Source organism: Galbibacter sp., from assembly GCF_048266365.1.
In the GTDB taxonomy this organism is placed as follows: domain Bacteria; phylum Bacteroidota; class Bacteroidia; order Flavobacteriales; family Flavobacteriaceae; genus Galbibacter.
Genome location: NZ_JBLWZP010000013.1, coordinates 18,655 through 38,764 on the forward strand (window position 1 = coordinate 18,655; position 20,110 = coordinate 38,764).

At 38.8% G+C, this 20,110-nt stretch carries 13 protein-coding genes, 1 tRNA gene and 1 pseudogene; 12 read left to right on the forward strand and 3 right to left on the reverse strand.

The annotated features are described in order from the left end of the window. Nucleotides 1-170 precede the first annotated feature (170 nt). From ACN0TV_RS14905 to ACN0TV_RS14915, 3 genes are all read left to right on the forward strand, one after another. Entirely contained in the window at nt 171-3,296 is a 3,126-nt protein-coding gene (locus ACN0TV_RS14905) for a histidine kinase (RefSeq protein WP_417363804.1), read from the forward strand. Between the two features lie 51 nt (nt 3,297-3,347). Then, on the forward strand, nt 3,348-4,091 hold the full coding sequence (locus tag ACN0TV_RS14910) for a LytR/AlgR family response regulator transcription factor (RefSeq protein ID WP_417363806.1): 744 nt from the start codon (nt 3,348-3,350) through the stop codon (nt 4,089-4,091). Between the two features lie 417 nt (nt 4,092-4,508). Continuing rightward, entirely contained in the window at nt 4,509-5,000 is a 492-nt protein-coding gene (locus ACN0TV_RS14915) for a hypothetical protein (RefSeq protein ID WP_417363808.1), read from the forward strand. Between the two features lie 130 nt (nt 5,001-5,130). On the opposite strand, the gene chrA is transcribed toward ACN0TV_RS14915, so the two are convergent. The 3 genes from chrA to ACN0TV_RS14930 are packed head-to-tail and all read right to left on the reverse strand — an operon-like array spanning nt 5,131 to nt 7,400. Further along, the gene (gene chrA, locus ACN0TV_RS14920; protein WP_417363810.1) at nt 5,131-6,246 is read right to left on the reverse strand and encodes a chromate efflux transporter; all 1,116 of its coding nucleotides are present in this window, start codon (nt 6,244-6,246) and stop codon (nt 5,131-5,133) included. Nucleotides 6,247-6,266: 20 nt separating this feature from the next. Continuing rightward, nucleotides 6,267-6,722, reverse strand: a complete 456-nt coding sequence (locus tag ACN0TV_RS14925; RefSeq protein WP_417363812.1) for a DoxX family protein — start codon at nt 6,720-6,722, stop codon at nt 6,267-6,269. A gap of 36 nt (nt 6,723-6,758) precedes the next feature. Beyond that, nucleotides 6,759-7,400 (reverse strand): putative quinol monooxygenase, encoded by a 642-nt coding sequence (locus ACN0TV_RS14930; RefSeq protein ID WP_417363814.1) that lies wholly within the window; start codon nt 7,398-7,400, stop codon nt 6,759-6,761. Between the two features lie 310 nt (nt 7,401-7,710). On the opposite strand from ACN0TV_RS14930, the gene ACN0TV_RS14935 reads away from it, so the two are divergent. The 9 genes and pseudogenes from ACN0TV_RS14935 (at nt 7,711) to ACN0TV_RS14975 (ending at nt 19,866) form a co-directional block, all read left to right on the forward strand. Beyond that, entirely contained in the window at nt 7,711-8,088 is a 378-nt protein-coding gene (locus ACN0TV_RS14935; RefSeq protein WP_417363816.1) for a YidH family protein, read from the forward strand. A gap of 290 nt (nt 8,089-8,378) precedes the next feature. Then, nucleotides 8,379-8,452 (forward strand) — tRNA-Arg (locus ACN0TV_RS14940). A gap of 433 nt (nt 8,453-8,885) precedes the next feature. After that, a pseudogene (locus ACN0TV_RS14945) lies at nt 8,886-9,099 on the forward strand (helix-turn-helix transcriptional regulator); the annotation flags it as partial. A gap of 287 nt (nt 9,100-9,386) precedes the next feature. Beyond that, the gene (locus tag ACN0TV_RS14950; RefSeq protein WP_417363818.1) at nt 9,387-10,733 is read left to right on the forward strand and encodes an MFS transporter; all 1,347 of its coding nucleotides are present in this window, start codon (nt 9,387-9,389) and stop codon (nt 10,731-10,733) included. After that, nucleotides 10,730-11,716 (forward strand): BtrH N-terminal domain-containing protein, encoded by a 987-nt coding sequence (locus tag ACN0TV_RS14955; RefSeq protein ID WP_417363820.1) that lies wholly within the window; start codon nt 10,730-10,732, stop codon nt 11,714-11,716. Before ACN0TV_RS14950 ends, ACN0TV_RS14955 begins: the two co-directional genes overlap by 4 nt. 186 nt (nt 11,717-11,902) lie before the next feature. Then, nucleotides 11,903-13,561, forward strand: coding sequence for an acetolactate synthase large subunit (locus ACN0TV_RS14960; RefSeq protein WP_417363822.1), 1,659 nt, complete (start codon nt 11,903-11,905; stop codon nt 13,559-13,561). Between the two features lie 9 nt (nt 13,562-13,570). Continuing rightward, entirely contained in the window at nt 13,571-14,938 is a 1,368-nt protein-coding gene (locus ACN0TV_RS14965; protein WP_417363824.1) for an NAD-dependent succinate-semialdehyde dehydrogenase, read from the forward strand. Between the two features lie 765 nt (nt 14,939-15,703). Further along, nucleotides 15,704-17,284, forward strand: a complete 1,581-nt coding sequence (locus ACN0TV_RS14970; RefSeq protein ID WP_417363826.1) for a carboxylesterase/lipase family protein — start codon at nt 15,704-15,706, stop codon at nt 17,282-17,284. Between the two features lie 47 nt (nt 17,285-17,331). Then, nucleotides 17,332-19,866, forward strand: coding sequence for a cellulase N-terminal Ig-like domain-containing protein (locus ACN0TV_RS14975; protein WP_417363828.1), 2,535 nt, complete (start codon nt 17,332-17,334; stop codon nt 19,864-19,866). Nucleotides 19,867-20,110: the final 244 nt, after the last annotated feature.

The following is a 20,110-nucleotide window of genomic DNA, read 5'->3' on the forward strand; positions in this document are numbered from 1 at the left end:
ACTTTACCAACCTCACCGAACGCTGTTTGTCTGCTATAACAAACTGAAAATTGGTTATATTTATAATATAAAGCGCTATGGTCCAATTTTCATATCTGTGATTCGACATGGGATTTATGGACAGGAGATAAGGCAAATACACCGATACCATAAATTATAGCGATATTAACATGAACAAAAAACCATTAGTACCCGCAATCGCTAGTATCGAAACTCCATCGAAAAATAAAAGCAGATTTCGGTGTGACTATATGTTGGCTTGTGTCTTGACATTTATGATATCTGCCGTGATAATTGGACAACCAAGTCCGAATATGAGTCGTTTGACAGTACCTGAAGGGACGTCCATCTTGAAGAATCAGACCATAAAGTCTATCAAGGAAGACCCGCGTGGATTTATCTGGATAGCTGCCAGTAATGGTCTCTACCGCTATGATGGTACTGAATTGGTAGAAGTGTTTGCAGGCCGTTTTAGAGCTATTGAACTGAATAAAAAAACACACACACTGGCTTTTGTACATGTCAAGGGTGTCTATCTCTACGATTATGAAAACGAGACCTCTACCCACATCACGGAACGGGATATTGGCCAATTGGATATTGACATCCAATGTACATTCTTTGATACCGACAGTAGTCTGTTAATTGGTCACAGGGAAGGGTTTACACGGTACATCCCTTCTTCAAGAAGCTTTACATTTCACCCTATTCAAAGTGAATTGGCGCAGACCATCGTTATATCCGAAATTGTTCGAGACATAGAAAACCCGGACCTACTGTGGATTGGTACCAACTCTGGCTTGATCAGATACCAACTTGCCTCCCACAAGCAAAAACAATACCTGTTTGAAAGCCAACAACCTCCTCTAGTTTCTTCAATTAACACCATAACAACAGTGGTTCCGGTTGATCATCGCATATATCTTGGCACCTGGCATTCGGGCGTGGTTATATTTGATAAGAAAACCGAAACATATCTACAACGCTTTGTAGAAGATAGAACTCCAGATACATCAAGAATTCCTGTGGACCATATCTTTGCTATTGTCCCGGATGTACAAGGGCGATTGTGGTTTTCTTCTACATTGGGCACCATGCTCTACGATGGATCGGAAGACCGAGTTATATGGCATCAAAAAGGCGTAAACTCAGTTCAGAAACTAGACACAGGGCCACACTATATTGACAATCAGGGTCGAAGATGGGGTGGATATTCGCACGGATTGAACATGATAGATGCCAATTCCTCCACGGTCAATACGCTCTATTGCCCCTTGATGCAGAATCCGTTATGGTATATTCTGAAAAAAATAATATGCTATGAAGACAAACTTTATTTTGGGGTGTACGATAGTGATGGCTTATTTATCTTCGATATGGAAAATCAGAAATGGAGAGTCATACGTTCCAAATCATGGACAGAAAATCAATCCTTTAGACCGCTGGATCTACACCTGTCCGTAGATACCCTATGGTTACTCGATCAAGCGGACATTTATTCTCACAAAATAGGATCTGGATCATTGGTTCGGACGCAGCTTATATCTGAAAAAACATATTATGACTTCATCGCATTTATACAAGTGAATCCCAGTCGGTTTTGGGTGCAAACACTAAACTCAGGGATTCTTATTGTCGATCTTCATGAACAAACACTGCGGTCACATGATTCGCTCCATCTTGAGCACCCTTCATTATTACGGGATCAGGGACGGTATATGATGATGGATTCAAAAGGTTACCTCTGGATTGCTACCAATGAGAACCTATGGTACGGACATCCTGATGATAATAAATTCATAAATCTAACATCAGGGTTTCAACTACCACAAGGCCGGCGTCCAGATATCCATTCGTTGTATGCTACAGAAGAAGAAATGTGGATAGCCGGCGACCACGGATTGTGGAGAGTCCCTTTAATGAATCCTTTGGCAAGTAGAATGGAAAAAATATATGATGGTGGTGTAAACGATATCGGCCATATAGATTTAGGCAATATTTGGATGCTCACAGGGAAAAAAGTGACACATTTAAACCAAAATACCGGCAAAGTGATACACTATGACGGGGAAGATGGATTGATTGATCCAGGGAGACACGGTTATGAAGCTTTCGAGCCAATCACTAATAATCAATTTATTCTAGGAGGGCGCAAAGAATATTCGTTGTTCCGGGTATCAGATCTGGTACGTGATAGTATCGCCCCTACCGCTTATCTAACCGCATTGGCAATCAATGGTATCCCTGCCAAATTGGATTTCGGACTCTTCAATACACAAAGTATACGTCTATCTGCTAAAGAAAATACCCTAAGCTTTAAGTTTTCAAATATCGGATATGATAATGCAAAAAGTATCCAATACCGCTATATGCTTGAAGGTGTTGATAGCGAATGGCAGGAAACAGATTGGACCTCGCGAAACACCACATACACCCATCTTCCTGGTGGTGAGTATCGATTTCTCCTCCAAGCGACAAACGGAGCAGGAGTGCAAAGCCCAATCAAATCACTGCATATTATTATTGCTACCCCTTTTTTCCAACGCCAGTGGGTTCAAGCAAGTCTAGTCCTACTATTAGGTTTAATTTTATATATTTTATATCGAAAACGAATAGCCCATATAAACGAGAAAAATCAAATCCACAAAAAGTTGTTACAATTGGAACAACAAGCCTTGCATGCCCAAATGAACCCACATTTTGTGTTTAATGCCATGAATTCAATTCAGTATCTGATTTCTGACGGAGACGAAAAAAAGGCCATGCTCTATCTCAATAAATTCGGAAAACTCCTTCGGACGATCCTCAACACAACTTTTAAAGACTACATTCCATTGTCTGATGAATTGCTCGTACTTGAAAATTATATAGAATTGGAACAGTTGCGCTTGAGCCATAAATTTTCCTATACCATAGAGGTCGATCCTATCCTACAAGAGGAACGGCTACTGATACCGCCTTTCATGATTCAGCCTTTTGTAGAAAATGCCATTCATCATGGATTGGCAGAAAAAACAGGTTCTGGAGGGCATCTAACTATCCGGATGAAAGATATTGAAAACGAGCTTCTCTGTACTATTGAAGATAATGGGATTGGGCGTTCAGCATCTCAGGTTAAAAAACGGGCGTTAACCATAAAACAAGAATCCAAGGGTGTTGGACTTGTAGTAGCCAGATTGAGCATCTATCAGGATAATAAATCGGGAGATAGTATTCGCATTACTGATCTCGAAGATCCTGGCGGATATCCCTCAGGAACACGCGTTGATATTAAAATACCTATGAAACCCAATTGAAGGACTAGTCCTTTTTTGTAACTTTAAGATTGTTCACCATTAATAAAAAATATGATCACCGCACTCATTATCGATGACGAAAAAGGCAGTCGGAAATCACTTGCAAATTTAATCAATAAATATTGCGAGGACGTTCAATTGATTGGCAAAGCTGACGGGGTAGAATCTGGTATAACCATCGTAAAGAAATTAAGGCCTGAACTTATCTTTCTGGATATTAGAATGCGAGACGGTACTGGTTTTCAATTATTGGAGCGGTTGAATGAAAGGACATTTCAAGTGGTCTTCACAACAGCGTATGATGAATATGCCATTCGGGCATTTCGCTTTAGTGCTATTGATTACCTGCTGAAACCCATCAACCTTGAAGAACTTCAGGCTGCTGTATCAAAAGCAATCATTAATTCCAAGTCCCTGTCACAAAGTGAATTAAAACCTATCATAGACCGATTATTGAAATTCAACCATGAAGACCCAACTATCACCGTAAGTACTGAGAGTTCAGTGGAGTTTATCAAGGTCTCAGACATTGTGCATTTAGAAGCAAGTTCTTCTTATACAACCCTATATATGCGTTCAGGCCTTAAAGTGTTATCGAGCAAAACCCTCAGAGTTTTTGAAGACTTGCTGTCTGATTTTTATTTTTTTAGATGCCATCAGAGCCATCTGGTCAGTTTGCCAGACGTGGTGCGCTTCCTTCGTAGAGATGGCGGTCAACTGGAAATGAAAGATGGGACGCTTATACCGCTGTCACGTCGCAGACATGAGCTTTTTTTTAAACGCCAAATGAAGTGAGTACCTTAAAGCCTACCTAAGAAACGTGTTACCAACGATCTCGCCTTGTGGCTAATGTTAATGGTAATTGCGGAAGCCTACAAATCAACATTATCACCATCCATATATAATATTCTTTTTATAGCCCTCAGTACAGGAAATGTGCAGAATGTTTATACCAAGTAACGCGAGTTCAATTAAATTAATATGGCTGTATGGTTGGATTTGCTTATTTCTATGGAAGAGCTATGGGCTCGATGTAAGACGCAATGTTGATTCAAGCCGAGGAATTATCCTTTAATGTGCCAAAAAGGGAAAAGAGGAAGTAGGAGGTATATTTGAAAGTCATGCATGGTAGAGTGGGCTGAGCTAGATTATTATTATTATATTGTAGAACCTTTAAATGATTAGATGTGTTTGGTTTAATTTCCTAATGACATGAAAAAATTATTGTTCTTAACAATTGCACTTACAATTATTGTGGGTTGTTCAAATGACGATGAAAAAATTGATTGCTCACGTTTTGACCCTGTATTTCCTACATTGTATATAAGAGTTGTTGATGGCACAGGGGCAAACCTTATAGATAATGGAACCATAGACACAAAGAATATTAGCGTTGAAGGCGATTTTTCAGGAGCAAACTTCCAAATTGTACCAGTAAACGAATTTGCTGCCTCTGATCCTGATAAAGGAGAATTAAATAACTCGCTAAGGCTATTTATTCCCAGAAAAACAACATTTCAATACACTATTATTTTGGCTGATATTGATGAAACCTTTACTATAGGTTTTACTGCTGAACCAATGAGACTTCCATGCGATATCACCATTTTTAAACCTATTAATGGTCTTTATGAAAACCAAACGTTGGAATTAAGCGAATTTCGTTCGCTGCAATTTGTAGGAGATTTAGAGATTTATAATTAATTAGAAAGATTACTTTGGGTGTCAGTTAGAATCTATAGATCCTTTGCTTAGGTTTTAGCGTGATTTACAGCTGAAATATTCGAGTAATATTCACCTATAAACTTGAGAAGTGTCCTTCGATGCCACTTCACTATATAAATGTCAAGAGGTATCCTATTATTGCTCCTCCTATCACAATGAATGCACTGTTAACTTTTTTAAATACAAATACACAGATGATACTCATTAGTGCAATTATCACTGTTTTCCAATCAGTCAGTGTATCTTTTCCCATATCCACGCAAACTGCAACTATTACGGCCACAGCAGCAATGTTAACAGCATCTAAAAATGCTGTAAAAACCTTGGATTTCCGCATTTTAGGGACAAATGGGTTTAATATAGTAACGAAAATGAAAGATGGAAGAAAGATTCCAATTGTGGCAGCAATCGCACCCCAAAAGCCACCAAGCTGCCAACCGATAAAAGTAGCGGTTGATAAAACAGGACCTGGTGTAAATTGACCAACTGCAACGGCATCAATCAATTCTTGCCTGGACAATAATCCTGTGCTTACGAGTTCTGCATCGAGAAAGGCAAATAATACATATCCACTCCCGTATAATATAGCACCTACTTTTAAGAAGATCCATAGGATTTTTAAGGTACTTGCAGATACTGCTACCTGGAGTAGAGGCATAGGGGAGAAACTGTTTAAGTTATTTTTTGAGTTTTGAATGAGGTACCACACTATGCCGATAAGGCCACAGGAGAATAAGGCTAAAATTTCATGAACACCAAGAAGGCAGGCACTTAGAGTCAATACGCCCAGGATTCCCAATTGGGCATTCTTTAACGCTTTTCTTCCAAGTCTGTAAACAGCACCAAGGATAATGGCAATTACCGCTGGTTTTATTCCGTAAATGAATGGTTCAACGTTTGGTAATTGTCCGTATTGTTGATACAACCAAGCAAAAACCATGGTGATTGCAACTGCCGGAAATACAAAACAAATTCCTGCAACGATCAACCCTTTCCAACCTGCTCTTTCGTGGCCACAATGCATAGTCATTTCTGTAGAGTTAGGACCGGGGATAAGATTAGTTGCGCCAACGAGGTCTAAGAAATGTTGTTGGGTCATCCATTCTCTCTTTTTTACAACTTCATCCTCCATCATTGCAATATGAGCCGCAGGACCACCGAAGGCAATACTTCCTAATTTGAAAAATAATTTTGCTACTTCTTTTAAATTACTTTTTGTTCCCATAGTGTTTGTTGAAAGAAGGGCTATAGTGGTGTTTGGGGAATTGTTTTGCTCTTCAGCTGTTGGATGTAGTTATCGACGGACCAATTTCCACCACCTTGTATAATCAAAAACAAACTTCCCAAAAGCATTGCCCAATCTGTTCTACTTGCGTGCATCACCGCCCAAAATCCATCATTGGCCAAGATTTCTGATTTTGTTGTTGCGATGGCGACTAACATTATGATAAGTGTTGGAATGCTCGCTAATCTAGTCAGTAAACCGAGCAAAATTAATACACCGCAAACAACTTCGAAAGATCCGACAAACGTGCCTAGAAACTCTGGAGAAGGAAGCTCTATTTTTTCAAATCTTCCTGCACCTCGAACGGCCGGATATAAGAACTTTTGAATGCCTTCGGAAAGGAAAACTGTACCGACAATTAAACGAATGATAATGGTGGTTTTAGAGGAGTTCGAATGAATAATTTTCTGGAACATAATTTCTATTAATTAATGTTAGTCAAAGGAACACTATTAATATTTCTTGAATATCAGCGGAATACTTTCTTGACTAAGCACATCCATATCCACTAATTCAAGGGACTTCACCATCTTTAAGGTTGATTCTTTATAATATTTGAAATGAGGTGTTTGAAGATGTTCTTTATAAGCATCATGATTCAAATAGATCTCTAAAATTCTAAATTGATTAGGGTGGGTGTTCTGATGCATAGGTAAGATGGCAATGACACCTGATTCTAATTTTACAGAGGCTTCTGCCTCATAATTAAAAATTCCTTTGTACTGCTCTAAATACTTTGGATACACTTCAATCTCAGAGATTCTAAATATCATCTCTGAAGTGTTTACTTTATTTGGAGAGGAGGAGGAAGAATACCCATTGTTCAAAAGGGATTTTAGAATTTCCTGAGCACCGGCTTGTGATCCGGCGTCTGTATATTTGGATACTGTACTAAATATTCCTTGCACCTGTTCAGGGCTTAATCCGTTGTCCATTCCATGGGCTAAAGCAGCTTCTAGACTGCTTAAATCACCTATGGAGGCAAGTGCGGAAATGATGGCTATACTTTGTTGTTGACCATCGAGTGTTTGTGCTTTTGCATAAGGATTCGTTAAAATTATTACAGTGACAATAATATAATGGATTGTTTTCATTTTGAATTTTTTGAAGGTGATGATAAGCTTGTCAGCTCAAGATGTTTTATTTCAAATTTCTTCTAATTACTAGTGCAAATCATAGTAGTAAAGCTACAAATTATAGTTACACCATTTAGGTGCTTACATAGCAATTTCATTAAATAATATTGGCCTTCTGATATTTTTTAGGCAACTTTACTATTCTGTATAAAATTGTGAAGAATAGCTAATTTATGGACGAATAGATGCAGCGTTAAGACTTATATTTGGTTGTACAGCAGCGAAGAATTCTCTCGTTCTTAAGGGGCAAAAATAAAACCTAAACGAAATGAATAGTATTGAAAATGGAAAACCCAATGATCATCTCGCTAATGAAAGAACTTTTTTAGCATGGATGAGAACTAGTATAGGCATTATGGGGTTTGGATTTATCGTAGTTAAGTTTTCAATGTTTATCAAACACATTACGCTGCTTATCGAAGGACGGATAACTATATCTGAAATGAATGATTCTGGAATAATAGGAGTGCTTTTGGTTATCATAGGTGTATTAACTGCAATATTAGCTCTAATCAATTACAAAAGAATTAAAAGGCAGCTTCAAACAGGAAACTATTCGAGTTCCAATCCACTTACTACTTTTCTCACCGTTGGTATGGTGCTTATTAGTATCTTTTTGATTTGGTTGTTGTATCGAAGTATATGATAATTTAGAAAGACTAACCAATACATCTTGATCGTAATTCTGGTTGGTTTTAGGATGGTTTAGCTTATTTGTGGTTCAAACTCGGACGAGAATTGTATGTGGAATTTATGTTTATATTGGCGTATGTGTCTTTTAGTCAGTGATTTCAGAATATGGACTTCCTTTGGCGTGAAAAAAGGGCAAATAAAAAAATATCATTTAGTTGTTTTATAAAAAAAGGATATTATCTTTGCACCGCTTTTAGAGTAAAGCAAATGACTAATTTTAGTTGTTTAAAAACATAGGATAATGGTCGCGTAGCTCAGTTGGATAGAGCATCTGCCTTCTAAGCAGACGGTCCCAGGTTCGAATCCTGGCGCGATCACTTAAGAGCTTATCAAGAAGTATTAAAACCTTGCAAATCATACATATTGCAAGGTTTTATAATTTTAAGGGGTTCATTTAACTCCCATACTAAAGACGGGATGGGATTCGAATTTCATCCTACCTAATATTTTGCCGCTTTTTATTTCGTTGTGTTGATTTCAAGTGTCGGTTTTTTCTTCGGGTGGATTTTTAATTCCACAAGCACATTTTTTCTGTGCGCTGTAATAGAAGCTTATACTTTTTTGAAAATCTATTTGGTTGATACAATTATTTTGAATCTTTTAGTCCAACCAATAGGTGGCTATGGCCTAGGATGTTTCTTTCGGCAATCCATAGACAAAAGGCGAGAATAATTCTGGAATGTATTAGCTGGACAATTGGTATTTTACTCCGATTCGATATCCATTTAACAGCTTCTTTAAAGCAATCAAAGCGCTATGCTTCGCACACATACAGGTCAGAGTGCACAGTAACATATTCATCAGTGACTCATTGAAAGAGCCAAGGAAATACTATCAGCATCAGAATTGTCCGTTGGTGAAATTGCGTTTGAATTAGGGTTTGAACATTCACAATCCTTTAGTAAGTTATTTTGAAAAAAAGACCAACCTGTCACCAATGGAATTTAGGGCAAGCTTCAATTAGGATCGAAATCGAGGTGAAATAGTATTTTCGATTTAGCTCATCGTTTATCAATAATTTAGGGTTGATGGTGGTTGTTGTCTAAATAACCACAGAAGAGATTCTTTACAGTGTTCCTATCAAATAAGTTCCACTATTCAATCTAAACAGTACCGATAGATTTATAAATATCATCTTAAACAACTTGTTTCCACTTGCGTATATGTATCACAGTATGTGTTAAGCTTTAGCCTCTTGATAATTTTCTTGCTCTAATTTAATTTTTATCTTTAAAGTTCTAAATAGATTAAATGCATAAACAACTTAAAAAGAAACATGGATTAATTGGAACACCAATATTGGGATTATGGACTTCAACGCTAGGACTTTTTGCGGGTCTGACTACCATTGTACTCTACGGAGTTGCAGGTCCTGAATTCAAAGAATCCTTGGGACTTTCCGGCGCAGCACTTGGGGTGCTATTATCCTCTCCTCATCTTAGTAAAGCCCTTTTGAGAATTCCGTTTGGTGCATGGGTAGATGAGGTCGGTGGAAAAAAACCGTTTTTAATCCTTTTAGGGTGCAGCATCTTAGGCCTTGCAGGAATAACCACCCTACTTTACTTATATTATCCCGACGAGTTTGACTCCAGTTTATTTCCAATATTACTTTTTTTTGGTGTTTTAGGCGGGGCAGGAGGGGCCACCTTTACCGTTGGAGCGCCAAAGACATCTTATTGGTTCGCAAAACATAAACAAGGGTATGCATTAGGCATCTACGCAGGCCTTGGCAATATAGGACCAGGCGTTTTAAATTATGTGATACCCGTTTTAATTGGAGTAATAGGTTTAGCTGCGGCATATTTAAGCTGGCTACTCTTTTTAATATTCGCTACCATAGTATATGCTTACTTTGCAATGGACTCCTACTATTTTCAACTCAAAAAGAAGGGTGAAAGCGATGAGAATGCAAAACGTATCGGAAGGGACTTAGGCCAGAATATGTTTCCATCTGGAAGCACTTGGGAATCACTTAAAAAATCGGCTTCAAATTATCGTACTTGGATATTGGTATTTCTTTATACCATTTCTTTTGGAGGTGGTTTTACTGCACTTACGGCATGGTTTCCGACCTATTGGACACTGTTTCACGGTATGAATATATTGAATGCGGGTCTTTTAGCTGCGATATTTACCATTTACGGTTCTTTAATTAGAGTGCCGGGTGGAAAACTCACCGATAAATATGGTGGGGAAATAATGGCTGGAATAAGTTTCAGTATCATGGCAATAGGAGCATTAGTATTGACCTTATCATCATCCTTTTATCCTTCATTTATTGGAATGATTATCACAGGTACCGGAATGGGTGTAGCTAATGCTGCAGTATTTGGTTTAGTACCAAAATACGTGCCTGATGCTGTTGGTGGTGCCTCCGGTTGGATAGGTGGGGTTGGAGGTGCCGGCACTCTTATTATTATACCTCTTTTAGGGTTTTTTGTAGACGCTTACGGTCAAATAGGTTATGCTCGTGGATTTATCGTTTTTGTTGTCCTCAGTATTCTAAGCGCTATTATTTCTTTTGCCTTAAAAAGCATATTAAAAAGGATGCCTAAATCTGAATATATTCACGATCTTTATATTGATAAAACCAAATGAAAATCGAGGATTTTGAGCCTTTTACAGGTCAACACTGTGAGACCACCGCTGCGGGAAATCTCTTGAAACAAATCGGTATTGAATTATCCGAACCCATGCTTTTCGGGTTGGGAGAAGGTTTAGGGTATATTTTTTGGTATATGAAATCCATGGATTTTCCATTTATCGGTGGACGTGTCAAAGCCGATTTGCTTACCAAGAACTTGTGCAGAAACTTGAACCTTAACTTAGTAGTAAAAGAGACCTCTTCAAGGCAGAAAGCATGGACAAATGTCAAAGCCGAAATTGATAGGGGGAAAACAGTAGGACTAAAATTAGATTGCTACCATTTGGATTATTTTACAAATAAGATTCACTTTGCAGGCCATTACGTGGCGATCTATGGTTATGACCATGAGTTTGCATATTTGATCGACACTGACCAGCAAGGTGGAAGAGCCAGAACAACCCTTAATAGTTTGGCACTTGCCAGGGATGAAAGAGGGCCGATGTCTTCAAAAAACAGAAGCTTTACCATAACTGGAAGCAATCAAAGTGTTAACCTTCAAAAAGTATTACGACAAACAATACGGAACAATGCTATTTCTTTTTTGAACCCTCCAATAAAAAACATAGGGTTAAAAGGGATTTTAAAGACGGCCTCAGAAATTAAAAAATGGTACAAATCGACCAACACTATTTCAAGAGATTTTCAAACCATAGCAATGCTTATGGAAAAAGCGGGTACAGGTGGATCATTATTTAGAAACCTCTATCGCGATTTTCTATTGGAAAGCGCGGAGTTATTAGAGTGTAAGCACATCAAAGAAGCTCATACTCAATACGCAATAGTTGCTGAATTATGGAAAAGAGTTTCTGAACTATTTTATGAAGTTGGGAATACACATGAAATTAAATATATCGACCAAGCTTCAGAGTTATTGATTGAAATAGCTGAGCGTGAAAGAAATATCATGGTGGAATTGAATAATTCTTTAGGTTAATATTTAATAGGGTCAGAATGACCTTATCACGAAATAATCCGGTATGGAAAGTTAACTTTTTAACCGATAATGTTCTTTAAAAAAATGACGAACTATATTATACAATACTTAAACTTCGCATTTACTTTTTAATCTCGAAATATATTAGCTCCTTAATTGGTGGGAATTACATTCAAAAAAAATTATATGAAAGCATCAGATTTATTTATAAAAGCCTTGGAAAACGAAGGTGTGGAATACATTTTCGGTCTTCCGGGCGAAGAGAATATAGATTTTTTAGAATCTGTCCGCAAATCCAAGAAAATTAAATTTATTCTCACCCGCCACGAGCAGGGTGCCGGATTTATGGCAGCTACTTATGGGCGACTTACGGGTAAGTCGGGTGTTTGTCTCTCTACCTTGGGACCGGGAGCTACCAATTTAGTGACACCGGCCGCATATGCGCAATTGGGAGCTATGCCCTTGGTGCTAATTACCGGTCAAAAACCTATTAAGAAAAGCAAACAAGGGAAATTTCAGATCTTGGATATTGTCGAGATGATGCAACCTTTGACGAAATTCACCAAACAGATCACACATAGTGCTAATATTCCTGCAATGATCAGGGAAGCCTTTCGTTTATCCCAGCAGGAAAGACCCGGCGCTGTTCACATTGAATTCCCTGAGGATATTGCACGCGAGGAAGTAGAGAGCCCGAGCTTGTTTGATGTTGTCGATTATAAAATTCCCTATGCAGGAGATGTAACTATTGGTCAGGCTGTGGATTTATTTAAAAATGCTCAAAGACCTCTTTTGTTAATTGGTGCAGGGGCAAATAGAAAAAGAGCCAGTATTGCTTTGACTGCTTTTGTAGATGCTACGGGGATTCCTTTTTTTAACACCCAGATGGGGAAGGGGATTATAGATGAGCGTCATCCCTTATATCTGGGGACAGCAGCATTATCTGATGATGATTTTCTTCATGAAGCTATAGATGGGTCTGATTTGATATTAAATGTTGGACATGATACTATTGAAAAACCACCGTTTTTCATGCACCCGGGAGATCGTCGCAAAGTGATCCACCTCAATTTTTTTCCAGCAGAAATTGACCAGGTTTATTTCCCACAACTCAATGTGATTGGGGATATAGCCTATAGTGTTAGACAACTAACTGCTGCCCTTAAGCCATTGGCCAAGAGTTGGGATTCTGGATTTTTTAAAAGGATTAAGGAAAATGTATCTAAACATCTGTCCAAATATGAAAACGACAATCGTTTTCCGGTACTGCCACAGCGTATTGTTAAAATAGTGAGGGATATCCTGCCTGATGATGGGATAATTACCTTGGATAATGGAATGTATAAAATTTGGTTTTCTAGAAATTACCCGGCCTATGTGCAAAACAGTCTTATACTTGATAATGCTCTTGCTACTATGGGCGCTGGTCTTCCATCGGCTATGATGGTAAAGGAACTGAACCCAGATAAAAAAGTGATTTCTATAAATGGTGATGGTGGATTTATGATGAATTCCCAGGAAATTGAAACGGCTACACGACTGAATTTAGATCTTGTTATCCTTATCCTGAACGACGATGCATACGGAATGATTGAATGGAAACAGAAGGACGATGGATTTTTAAGATTTGGATTAAACTATACTAATCCCGACTTCGTGAAATATGCTGAAAGCTTTGGAGCCAGAGGATACCGCCCATCCTCTGTACAAGAGTTTAAAGAGAACTTGGAGTTGGCATTGACATCCAAAGGCATTCACCTTATTGATCTCGCAATAGATTACTCCTTAAACCATGAAATACTTAATGTGCTGATTAAAGAATATTCAAAAAACATCAAAAAATAAACTGAAATTATGGCAAGCGTAACAATTATTAACCCTTCAACCGGGGAAAAAATAGATGAATACTCTCGGATTACAGCAGTAGAGGCTTCAGAAAAAGTAAAACAGGCCAATACAGCTTATCAAGAGTGGAAGAACACTAGTTTTGAACAGCGGTCGAAACTGATGAATGCCTTAGGGGATGAATTTGAGAACAACAAAGAAATGTATGCTCAATTGGCCACTCGCGAAATGGGGAAAACTATCGGGCAATCTAGGAAAGAAATCGAAAAATGTGCATGGATCAGTCGTTTTTACGCTGAACATGCTGAGGAATTCTTGAGTGACAAACCCGTTGAAACAGAGGCTCAAAATAGCTATGTTAACTTTTTACCTATGGGCATAGTCTTGGCTGTAATGCCATGGAATTTCCCTTTTTATCAAGTAATACGTTTTGCTGCGCCTGCTGTTATGGCGGGTAATACAGGGATATTAAAACACGCCTCCAATGTACAGGGTTGTGCTTTCGCTTTGGAAGAAGCCTTTCGTAAAGCAGGATTCCCTGAGGGTGTTTTTACCAATCTTAATATAAGTGCCGGTGATGTAAAAGGAATTATTGAAAACCCAGATGTGGTTGCAGTAACGCTTACTGGTAGTGATGCTGCTGGACGTTCCGTGGCTTCTATTGCAGGTGCAAACCTAAAGAAAACGGTAATGGAACTCGGTGGTAGTGATGCCTATTTGGTATTGGAGGATGCAGATCTAGAGGAGGCAACTAGCCTGGCTACACTTGGTAGATTGCAGAACAACGGGCAGACCTGTATCGCTGCAAAACGTTTCATCGTGCTTGATGGTATTTATGATAGGTTTCTAGAGCTCTTTAGTAAAAAGATGGAAGCTGCCAAAATGGGAGACCCTATGGATGAGACAACGTATTATGGTCCTTTGGCTAGAGTTGATTTGAGGGAAGAACTGCATGAACAGGTGGAAAAAAGTATTTCTCAAGGAGCACGTCTGGTAATAGGGGGCAATATTCCTGAAGGAAAAGGAGCTTATTATCCGGCAACTATATTGGCCGATGTAAAACCAGGTATGGAGGCATTTGATAATGAACTCTTCGGGCCAGTAGCTTCCGTAATACGCGCCATGGATGAAGAACATGCTGTTGTATTGGCGAATTCATCACAATTTGGTCTCGGATCAGGTGTTCTCACCACCAATATTGAGCATGGTGAAAAAATTGCACTTCAGCTCGAAGCCGGTAGTAGCTTTGTCAACAAACTCGTGGTTTCAGATCCCAGACTTCCCTTTGGTGGTATTAAAAACAGCGGTTATGGAAGAGAACTCTCCAGTTATGGGATCCATGAATTTGTAAATATTAAGTCCATCTGGATTGAGTAGTATACTTTTGCCAATACGCCTCAAAACAACACTTCTAAAACGCAATTACTATAATGAATTAGAAAATGTTTTGACTATTATTCAATAATTTTAGTGTCTATTTCTTTTATCTGAAGAAATTCTGAGGCTATGATTAGTTTTTCTCAAATTAAAGTGTGTACTTTACATTTGTTAAATCAATCCAAACTAGCATCCATATCGTTTTGATTTAGAATTCTGGCGGTGTTTACAAACTACGTAAGTAGTTTTAGAGCCTGCCTGATTTCTAATTCAGTAAAGTGAATTGCATTCTACATAGTCAAAGGACTGTGGGGTTTGAATTCTAAAAGTTTGGCATGGAGATCTGTGATGCATTTGGATAAGTTTGTCGAGCAAGAATGATTCAGAATTCTTGTTTACCATCCATTTTTAATAAACTGGATAAATCCACTTCAATCACTTTCCATCTTACCGCATACTGTTCTGATGAGGTCTTTGGGCTTTTTTCATCATATGCGTATAGTCCTTTTTTCAGGCCTGTTGTACTTTAGAATTCCGCGCAAATCTTTAACGGTTATTTCAGACTAAGAAGATGGATGTGAAATGGAAACAATTAAGCAAATTGGAAGAGATCCGCCATGACTGCTATTCCAGGGGAGTTCCCCTCGGGATAAGGTATATCATTTTCAATTGTTAAATGATATACGGTCAGAATGAAATGGTGCTTAACTTTTGAATTGAGATAAAAGCACTATGATTTTCCTTTACTAACCATAAAAACAACGTATGAAAATTTTAAAAAAACTAATTTTAAGCACTTTAGCGGTGTCCTTGTACTGTGCTGCAGGATGTAAGGAAAAAGCAAAGGAAAAGACTGCCGAGTCACAAATTCCAACTGTTGAAACTAATTCGGGTATGGTTTCAGGCACACTAGACCAGGGTGTCTACTCATTTAAAGGAATTCCTTATGCTCAAGCAGAACGATTTATGCCTCCACAAAATCCTGAATCATGGGATGGAGTACGGGAGTGTAACGAATTTGGTCCTGTTGCCAGACAGGTAGTAGAATGGATCGATGAGTCCAATATGGACGAAGAAAAACTCTTTAGTGTCAATGTATGGACACAAGGCATTTCAGAGGCTAAAAAGCGTCCAGTGATGTTCTGGTTACACGGAGGAGGTTTCTTTGTCGGTAGTAGTAACGACCCTATGACCTACGGAGAAGCCTTAGCAAAAAAAGGTGACGTGGTTGTCGTATCTGTGAATCATCGGTTGAATATACTAGGATTTCTTGATTTATCAGCTTGTGGAGAAAAATATGCACACTCCGCAAATGTTGGTATGCTTGATATTGTAAAAGCTCTAGAGTGGGTAAATAAAAACATCGCAGCCTTTGGAGGAGACCCTAATAATGTCACCATTTTAGGTGAGTCAGGTGGTGGAGGAAAAGTGGGTACACTTATGGGTATGCCTGCTGCAAAAGGATTATTCCACAAAAGTATTATTCAAAGTGGAACCCTTATTAATGTGATGGATCAAGAAAAATCTCAAAAGCTAGGTTTGGCAGTTTTGGATAAGTTAGGACTCTCGCCGCAGGATGCGGAGAAACTAGATACCATTGATTATGCGGCTTTGGTAAAAGCCGGACATGAAGCGGTTGCTGAGATCAATGGTGAGAGAAAGCCTGGATCTCCCCAAATGTTTGGTTTTGCACCATCTGTTGATGGTGTTGATTTGATCAAGCAGCCTTTCAGTCCCGGATTTCCGGATATGTCCAAGGATATTCCTTTGATGATCGGCAGTACGCTCAATGAGTTGATGCCCACGGTATATGGAGAAAAGGACCTAACCATGGAACAAGCAAAAGAGCGTCTCGAGAAAGCCTATGGAGACAAGACGGATCATTTTATCGAATTATTTGCCCAAGCTTACCCAGATTATACCCCACAGGATCTTCTTTCTATCGATACAGTGTTTAGACCTTTTACCATTCGTACTGCGGATGCTAGAGCAGAGGAGTCAGAAGCACCTTTATATGTTTACTTTTTGGCTTGGAAAAGCCAAGTGGAAAATGCATCTAAAGGCTCTTTCCACGGTTTAGATATTCCTCTAGCTTTTTACACTGTTGATCTAAGACCGGGTTGGACTGGTGATACAAAGGAAGCTTGGGATTTGTCTGACAAAATGAGTGATGCCTGGTTGAATTTTGCTAAAACAGCTAATCCTAACGTAGCGGGCAAATTACCCCAATGGGATACCTATACAGAAGAAAATGGTAACACCATGTATTTTGACAATCAAAGTAAGATTGTAAATAATCACGACAGGGCATTAATGAGTTTTATAAAACCTGAATTGGGTCTTTAATAGAATCGTGAGAATTGTATTCTAATTAGTAATCGAAATTTATAATAATGAAGAGATTAATTTTTGTGCCATTTGTACTGCTGTTCCTGGTAGTACCTTTTGGCAGTTTTGGACAAGAACTAAAAATAAATGACCTTGAGTATTTTGAAAAGCAAGGACTTAATGTGCTGGTGTACAGTAATATTTTTAATGGAGGATTTAACGACGAAAAGAACGCTGGGATAGAAATGATCATGCACGGGGTTAGAACCACCCAAGGAGGTGCTGTCAGACTTTCCAGTACACCTGAACAGTGGGACTTGGTTCCGGAGGTTTTAGATCGAAAGGTTGATCGTAAATCACAAAGTATTGAAGCTGTTTTGAGATTCGAAGATTACAACTTTGACTCTCGAGTTGTAGTTACTGCAAAGGGAAAAGGCGTTGAGCTTTCCGTTTATTTAGATGAGCCTGTTCCTAAAGAGCTTGAAGGAAAGGCTGGATTTAACCTTGAGTTTCTTCCTTCTAAGTATTGGGGTAAAACGTATCTGATGGACGGACGTTTGAATCGTTTTTCTCGTTACGTAGCCGGTTCCAATACAACCCTGCCTAATAGTGAGAAATTAAAGCAATTTAAAGGGTATTCTACTACTGATGATAGAGGGACAGGCAGATTTATCACGCCACTACCTCTAGAGGCTGGTCACGAGCTACTTTTGGCACCGGATGATGCAGAGCATACTGTGAAAATTACTTCTTCAGATGCGGATTTATTGGTATTTGACGGTCGTGCACTGGCACAAAACGGTTGGTATGTGGTACGCAGTATACTCCCTACCGGAAGAACGGGTAAGGTGTTGACTTGGACCATTGAACCCAATGCTATTGAAGGTTGGGTAAGAGAACCCAATGTTGGTTTTTCTCAGGTAGGGTATCTTCCAACACAACCTAAAGTTTCTGTGATTGAACTCGACAAAAATGATGAGGTAGAAGCCATGGCTTCAATCGTTAAGATAAACACCGATGGTAGCACCTCTAAGGTATTTACCGGAGATGTAAAACTTTGGGGAGATTATTATAAATATAATTATGCAAAATTCGACTTTTCTTCTGTGAAAACTCCAGGGATCTATTATATCCAATATGGGAATGTAAAAACCAACAACTTTATCATTGACACCAGCGTTTATGATGAGATTACAAACGCTACTAGTGATAATTGGGTTCCTATTCATATGAATCATATGTTTGTTAGAGAGGGATACAGAGTATGGCACGGAGAGCCTTTTAAGGAAGGGTACCGCCAAGCTCCGCCAAACACGGATCACTTTGATATGCACTGGCAAGGACCAACCACTGATACAGATTTTAAAGGTGGAGAACTGGTTCCTGGATTAAATGTCGGAGGATATTTTGATGCTGGGGATTTTGATATTGAAACCGGTGCTAACATTAGTGTAGTACAAAATTTTGTAAGGATATGGGAAAGCTTTAAGCCACAAAGAGATCAAACTTTTGTTGACCAAAAGCAACGTTATGTAGAGCTTCGTCGTCAAGACGGGATTCCTGATATGCTGCAGTTTATCGAACATGGTGCTGAACAACTGGTAGCTCAGGCGGAAATTCTCGGTCATATGGCTCAGACGCTTTCTAATTCAGTGCTTTATAATTACCATCACCTTGGAGATGCCGCCTCTATTACCGACGGCCTTCCTTACAATTCAGAACTCGGCCCTTATGAAGTAGCCGCTGATGGACAATCCAGTGGAGTTAAAGACGATATGTGGGTCTTTACCTCACGTGATCCTTCTCGCGATATGTGGGCTGCAACTATGTTTGCCTCAGTAAGTCGTGCTTTGAAAGGCTATAATGATGATCTTTCAGAAAGAGCATTAGTTCAATCCAAACGCCTTTTAAAAGAAGCTACGGAATTGCTGGCAAAGCAGCCTGATTCTCGTCGTTTCGGATGGAGAGGTGGAGCTGCAGATGTTTCTTCTAATTTACAATTGTACATCTCCACTGGAGAGCAGCAATACGCAGATAAGTACTTGGAGCTTCTATGGCCGGCACTCGATAAAAATGTCAGCTTTGTTATTTTTTCAGCATTACAAGGAATACCTCATATGGATGAAGCCTTTAAAGAAAAACTTCGTCCCTATGTGCTGAAATACAAAGACTATGTTATGGATCTAGAAAAGGATAATCCTTATGGAGTGCCAATTGGACTTGGTAACTGGGCAGGTAATGGAATGATCATGAACTTTGGAACAACTGTTATCTGGGCTAATAAATACTTCCCGGAGATAGTTGGTTCGGATCATGCCTATAAGGCAGCTGGTTGGTTGTTTGGAAATCATCCTTATCATAATTATTCCTTTGCAGCAGCAATTGGCGCTGCGCGTCCTAAAGCGGTTTTTTACGGAAATAATCGCGCAGATTTTTCATTTATTCCCGGAAATGTGGCTCCTGGAGTATTGTTCAGAAAACCTGATCATTTTGAAAACTATGATGATTGGCCATTTTTATGGGGGGAAAACGAAGGCACTATTGCTGGCAACACCAGTTATTTATTTTTCGGATCTGCCTTAAAAAGCCTTTCAAATTAACATATTCAATTATGGACATAGACTACCCTTTTCACTAATCGAGGAAGGGTAGTTTTCTGTTTCTATACCTAAAAGTTTCACTTTTTGTTGAACGTATTGAAAGCGTTTAGCTATACCAATTTTGATCAAAAAACTTATCTATTGTAGTTGTACCAACTTCTCTAACTGAATATAATTTTTGTATATTCAAAGATAAAGCTAAGGGACTTTTAGAGGATACTCTTGACTTGTTAAGGACTTTTAA

Coding starts and splice junctions, on each gene's coding strand:
- ACN0TV_RS14955 (WP_417363820.1), top strand. CDS start 10,730: ATGAAAATCGAGGATTTTGAGCCTTTTACAGGTCAACACTGTGAGACC.
- ACN0TV_RS14975 (WP_417363828.1), top strand. CDS start 17,332: ATGAAGAGATTAATTTTTGTGCCATTTGTACTGCTGTTCCTGGTAGTA.
- ACN0TV_RS14935 (WP_417363816.1), top strand. CDS start 7,711: ATGAATAGTATTGAAAATGGAAAACCCAATGATCATCTCGCTAATGAA.
- ACN0TV_RS14925 (WP_417363812.1), bottom strand. CDS start 6,722: ATGTTCCAGAAAATTATTCATTCGAACTCCTCTAAAACCACCATTATC.
- ACN0TV_RS14910 (WP_417363806.1), top strand. CDS start 3,348: ATGATCACCGCACTCATTATCGATGACGAAAAAGGCAGTCGGAAATCA.
- ACN0TV_RS14915 (WP_417363808.1), top strand. CDS start 4,509: ATGAAAAAATTATTGTTCTTAACAATTGCACTTACAATTATTGTGGGT.
- ACN0TV_RS14965 (WP_417363824.1), top strand. CDS start 13,571: ATGGCAAGCGTAACAATTATTAACCCTTCAACCGGGGAAAAAATAGAT.
- ACN0TV_RS14905 (WP_417363804.1), top strand. CDS start 171: ATGAACAAAAAACCATTAGTACCCGCAATCGCTAGTATCGAAACTCCA.
- chrA (WP_417363810.1), bottom strand. CDS start 6,246: ATGGGAACAAAAAGTAATTTAAAAGAAGTAGCAAAATTATTTTTCAAA.
- ACN0TV_RS14970 (WP_417363826.1), top strand. CDS start 15,704: ATGAAAATTTTAAAAAAACTAATTTTAAGCACTTTAGCGGTGTCCTTG.
- ACN0TV_RS14950 (WP_417363818.1), top strand. CDS start 9,387: ATGCATAAACAACTTAAAAAGAAACATGGATTAATTGGAACACCAATA.
- ACN0TV_RS14930 (WP_417363814.1), bottom strand. CDS start 7,400: ATGAAAACAATCCATTATATTATTGTCACTGTAATAATTTTAACGAAT.
- ACN0TV_RS14960 (WP_417363822.1), top strand. CDS start 11,903: ATGAAAGCATCAGATTTATTTATAAAAGCCTTGGAAAACGAAGGTGTG.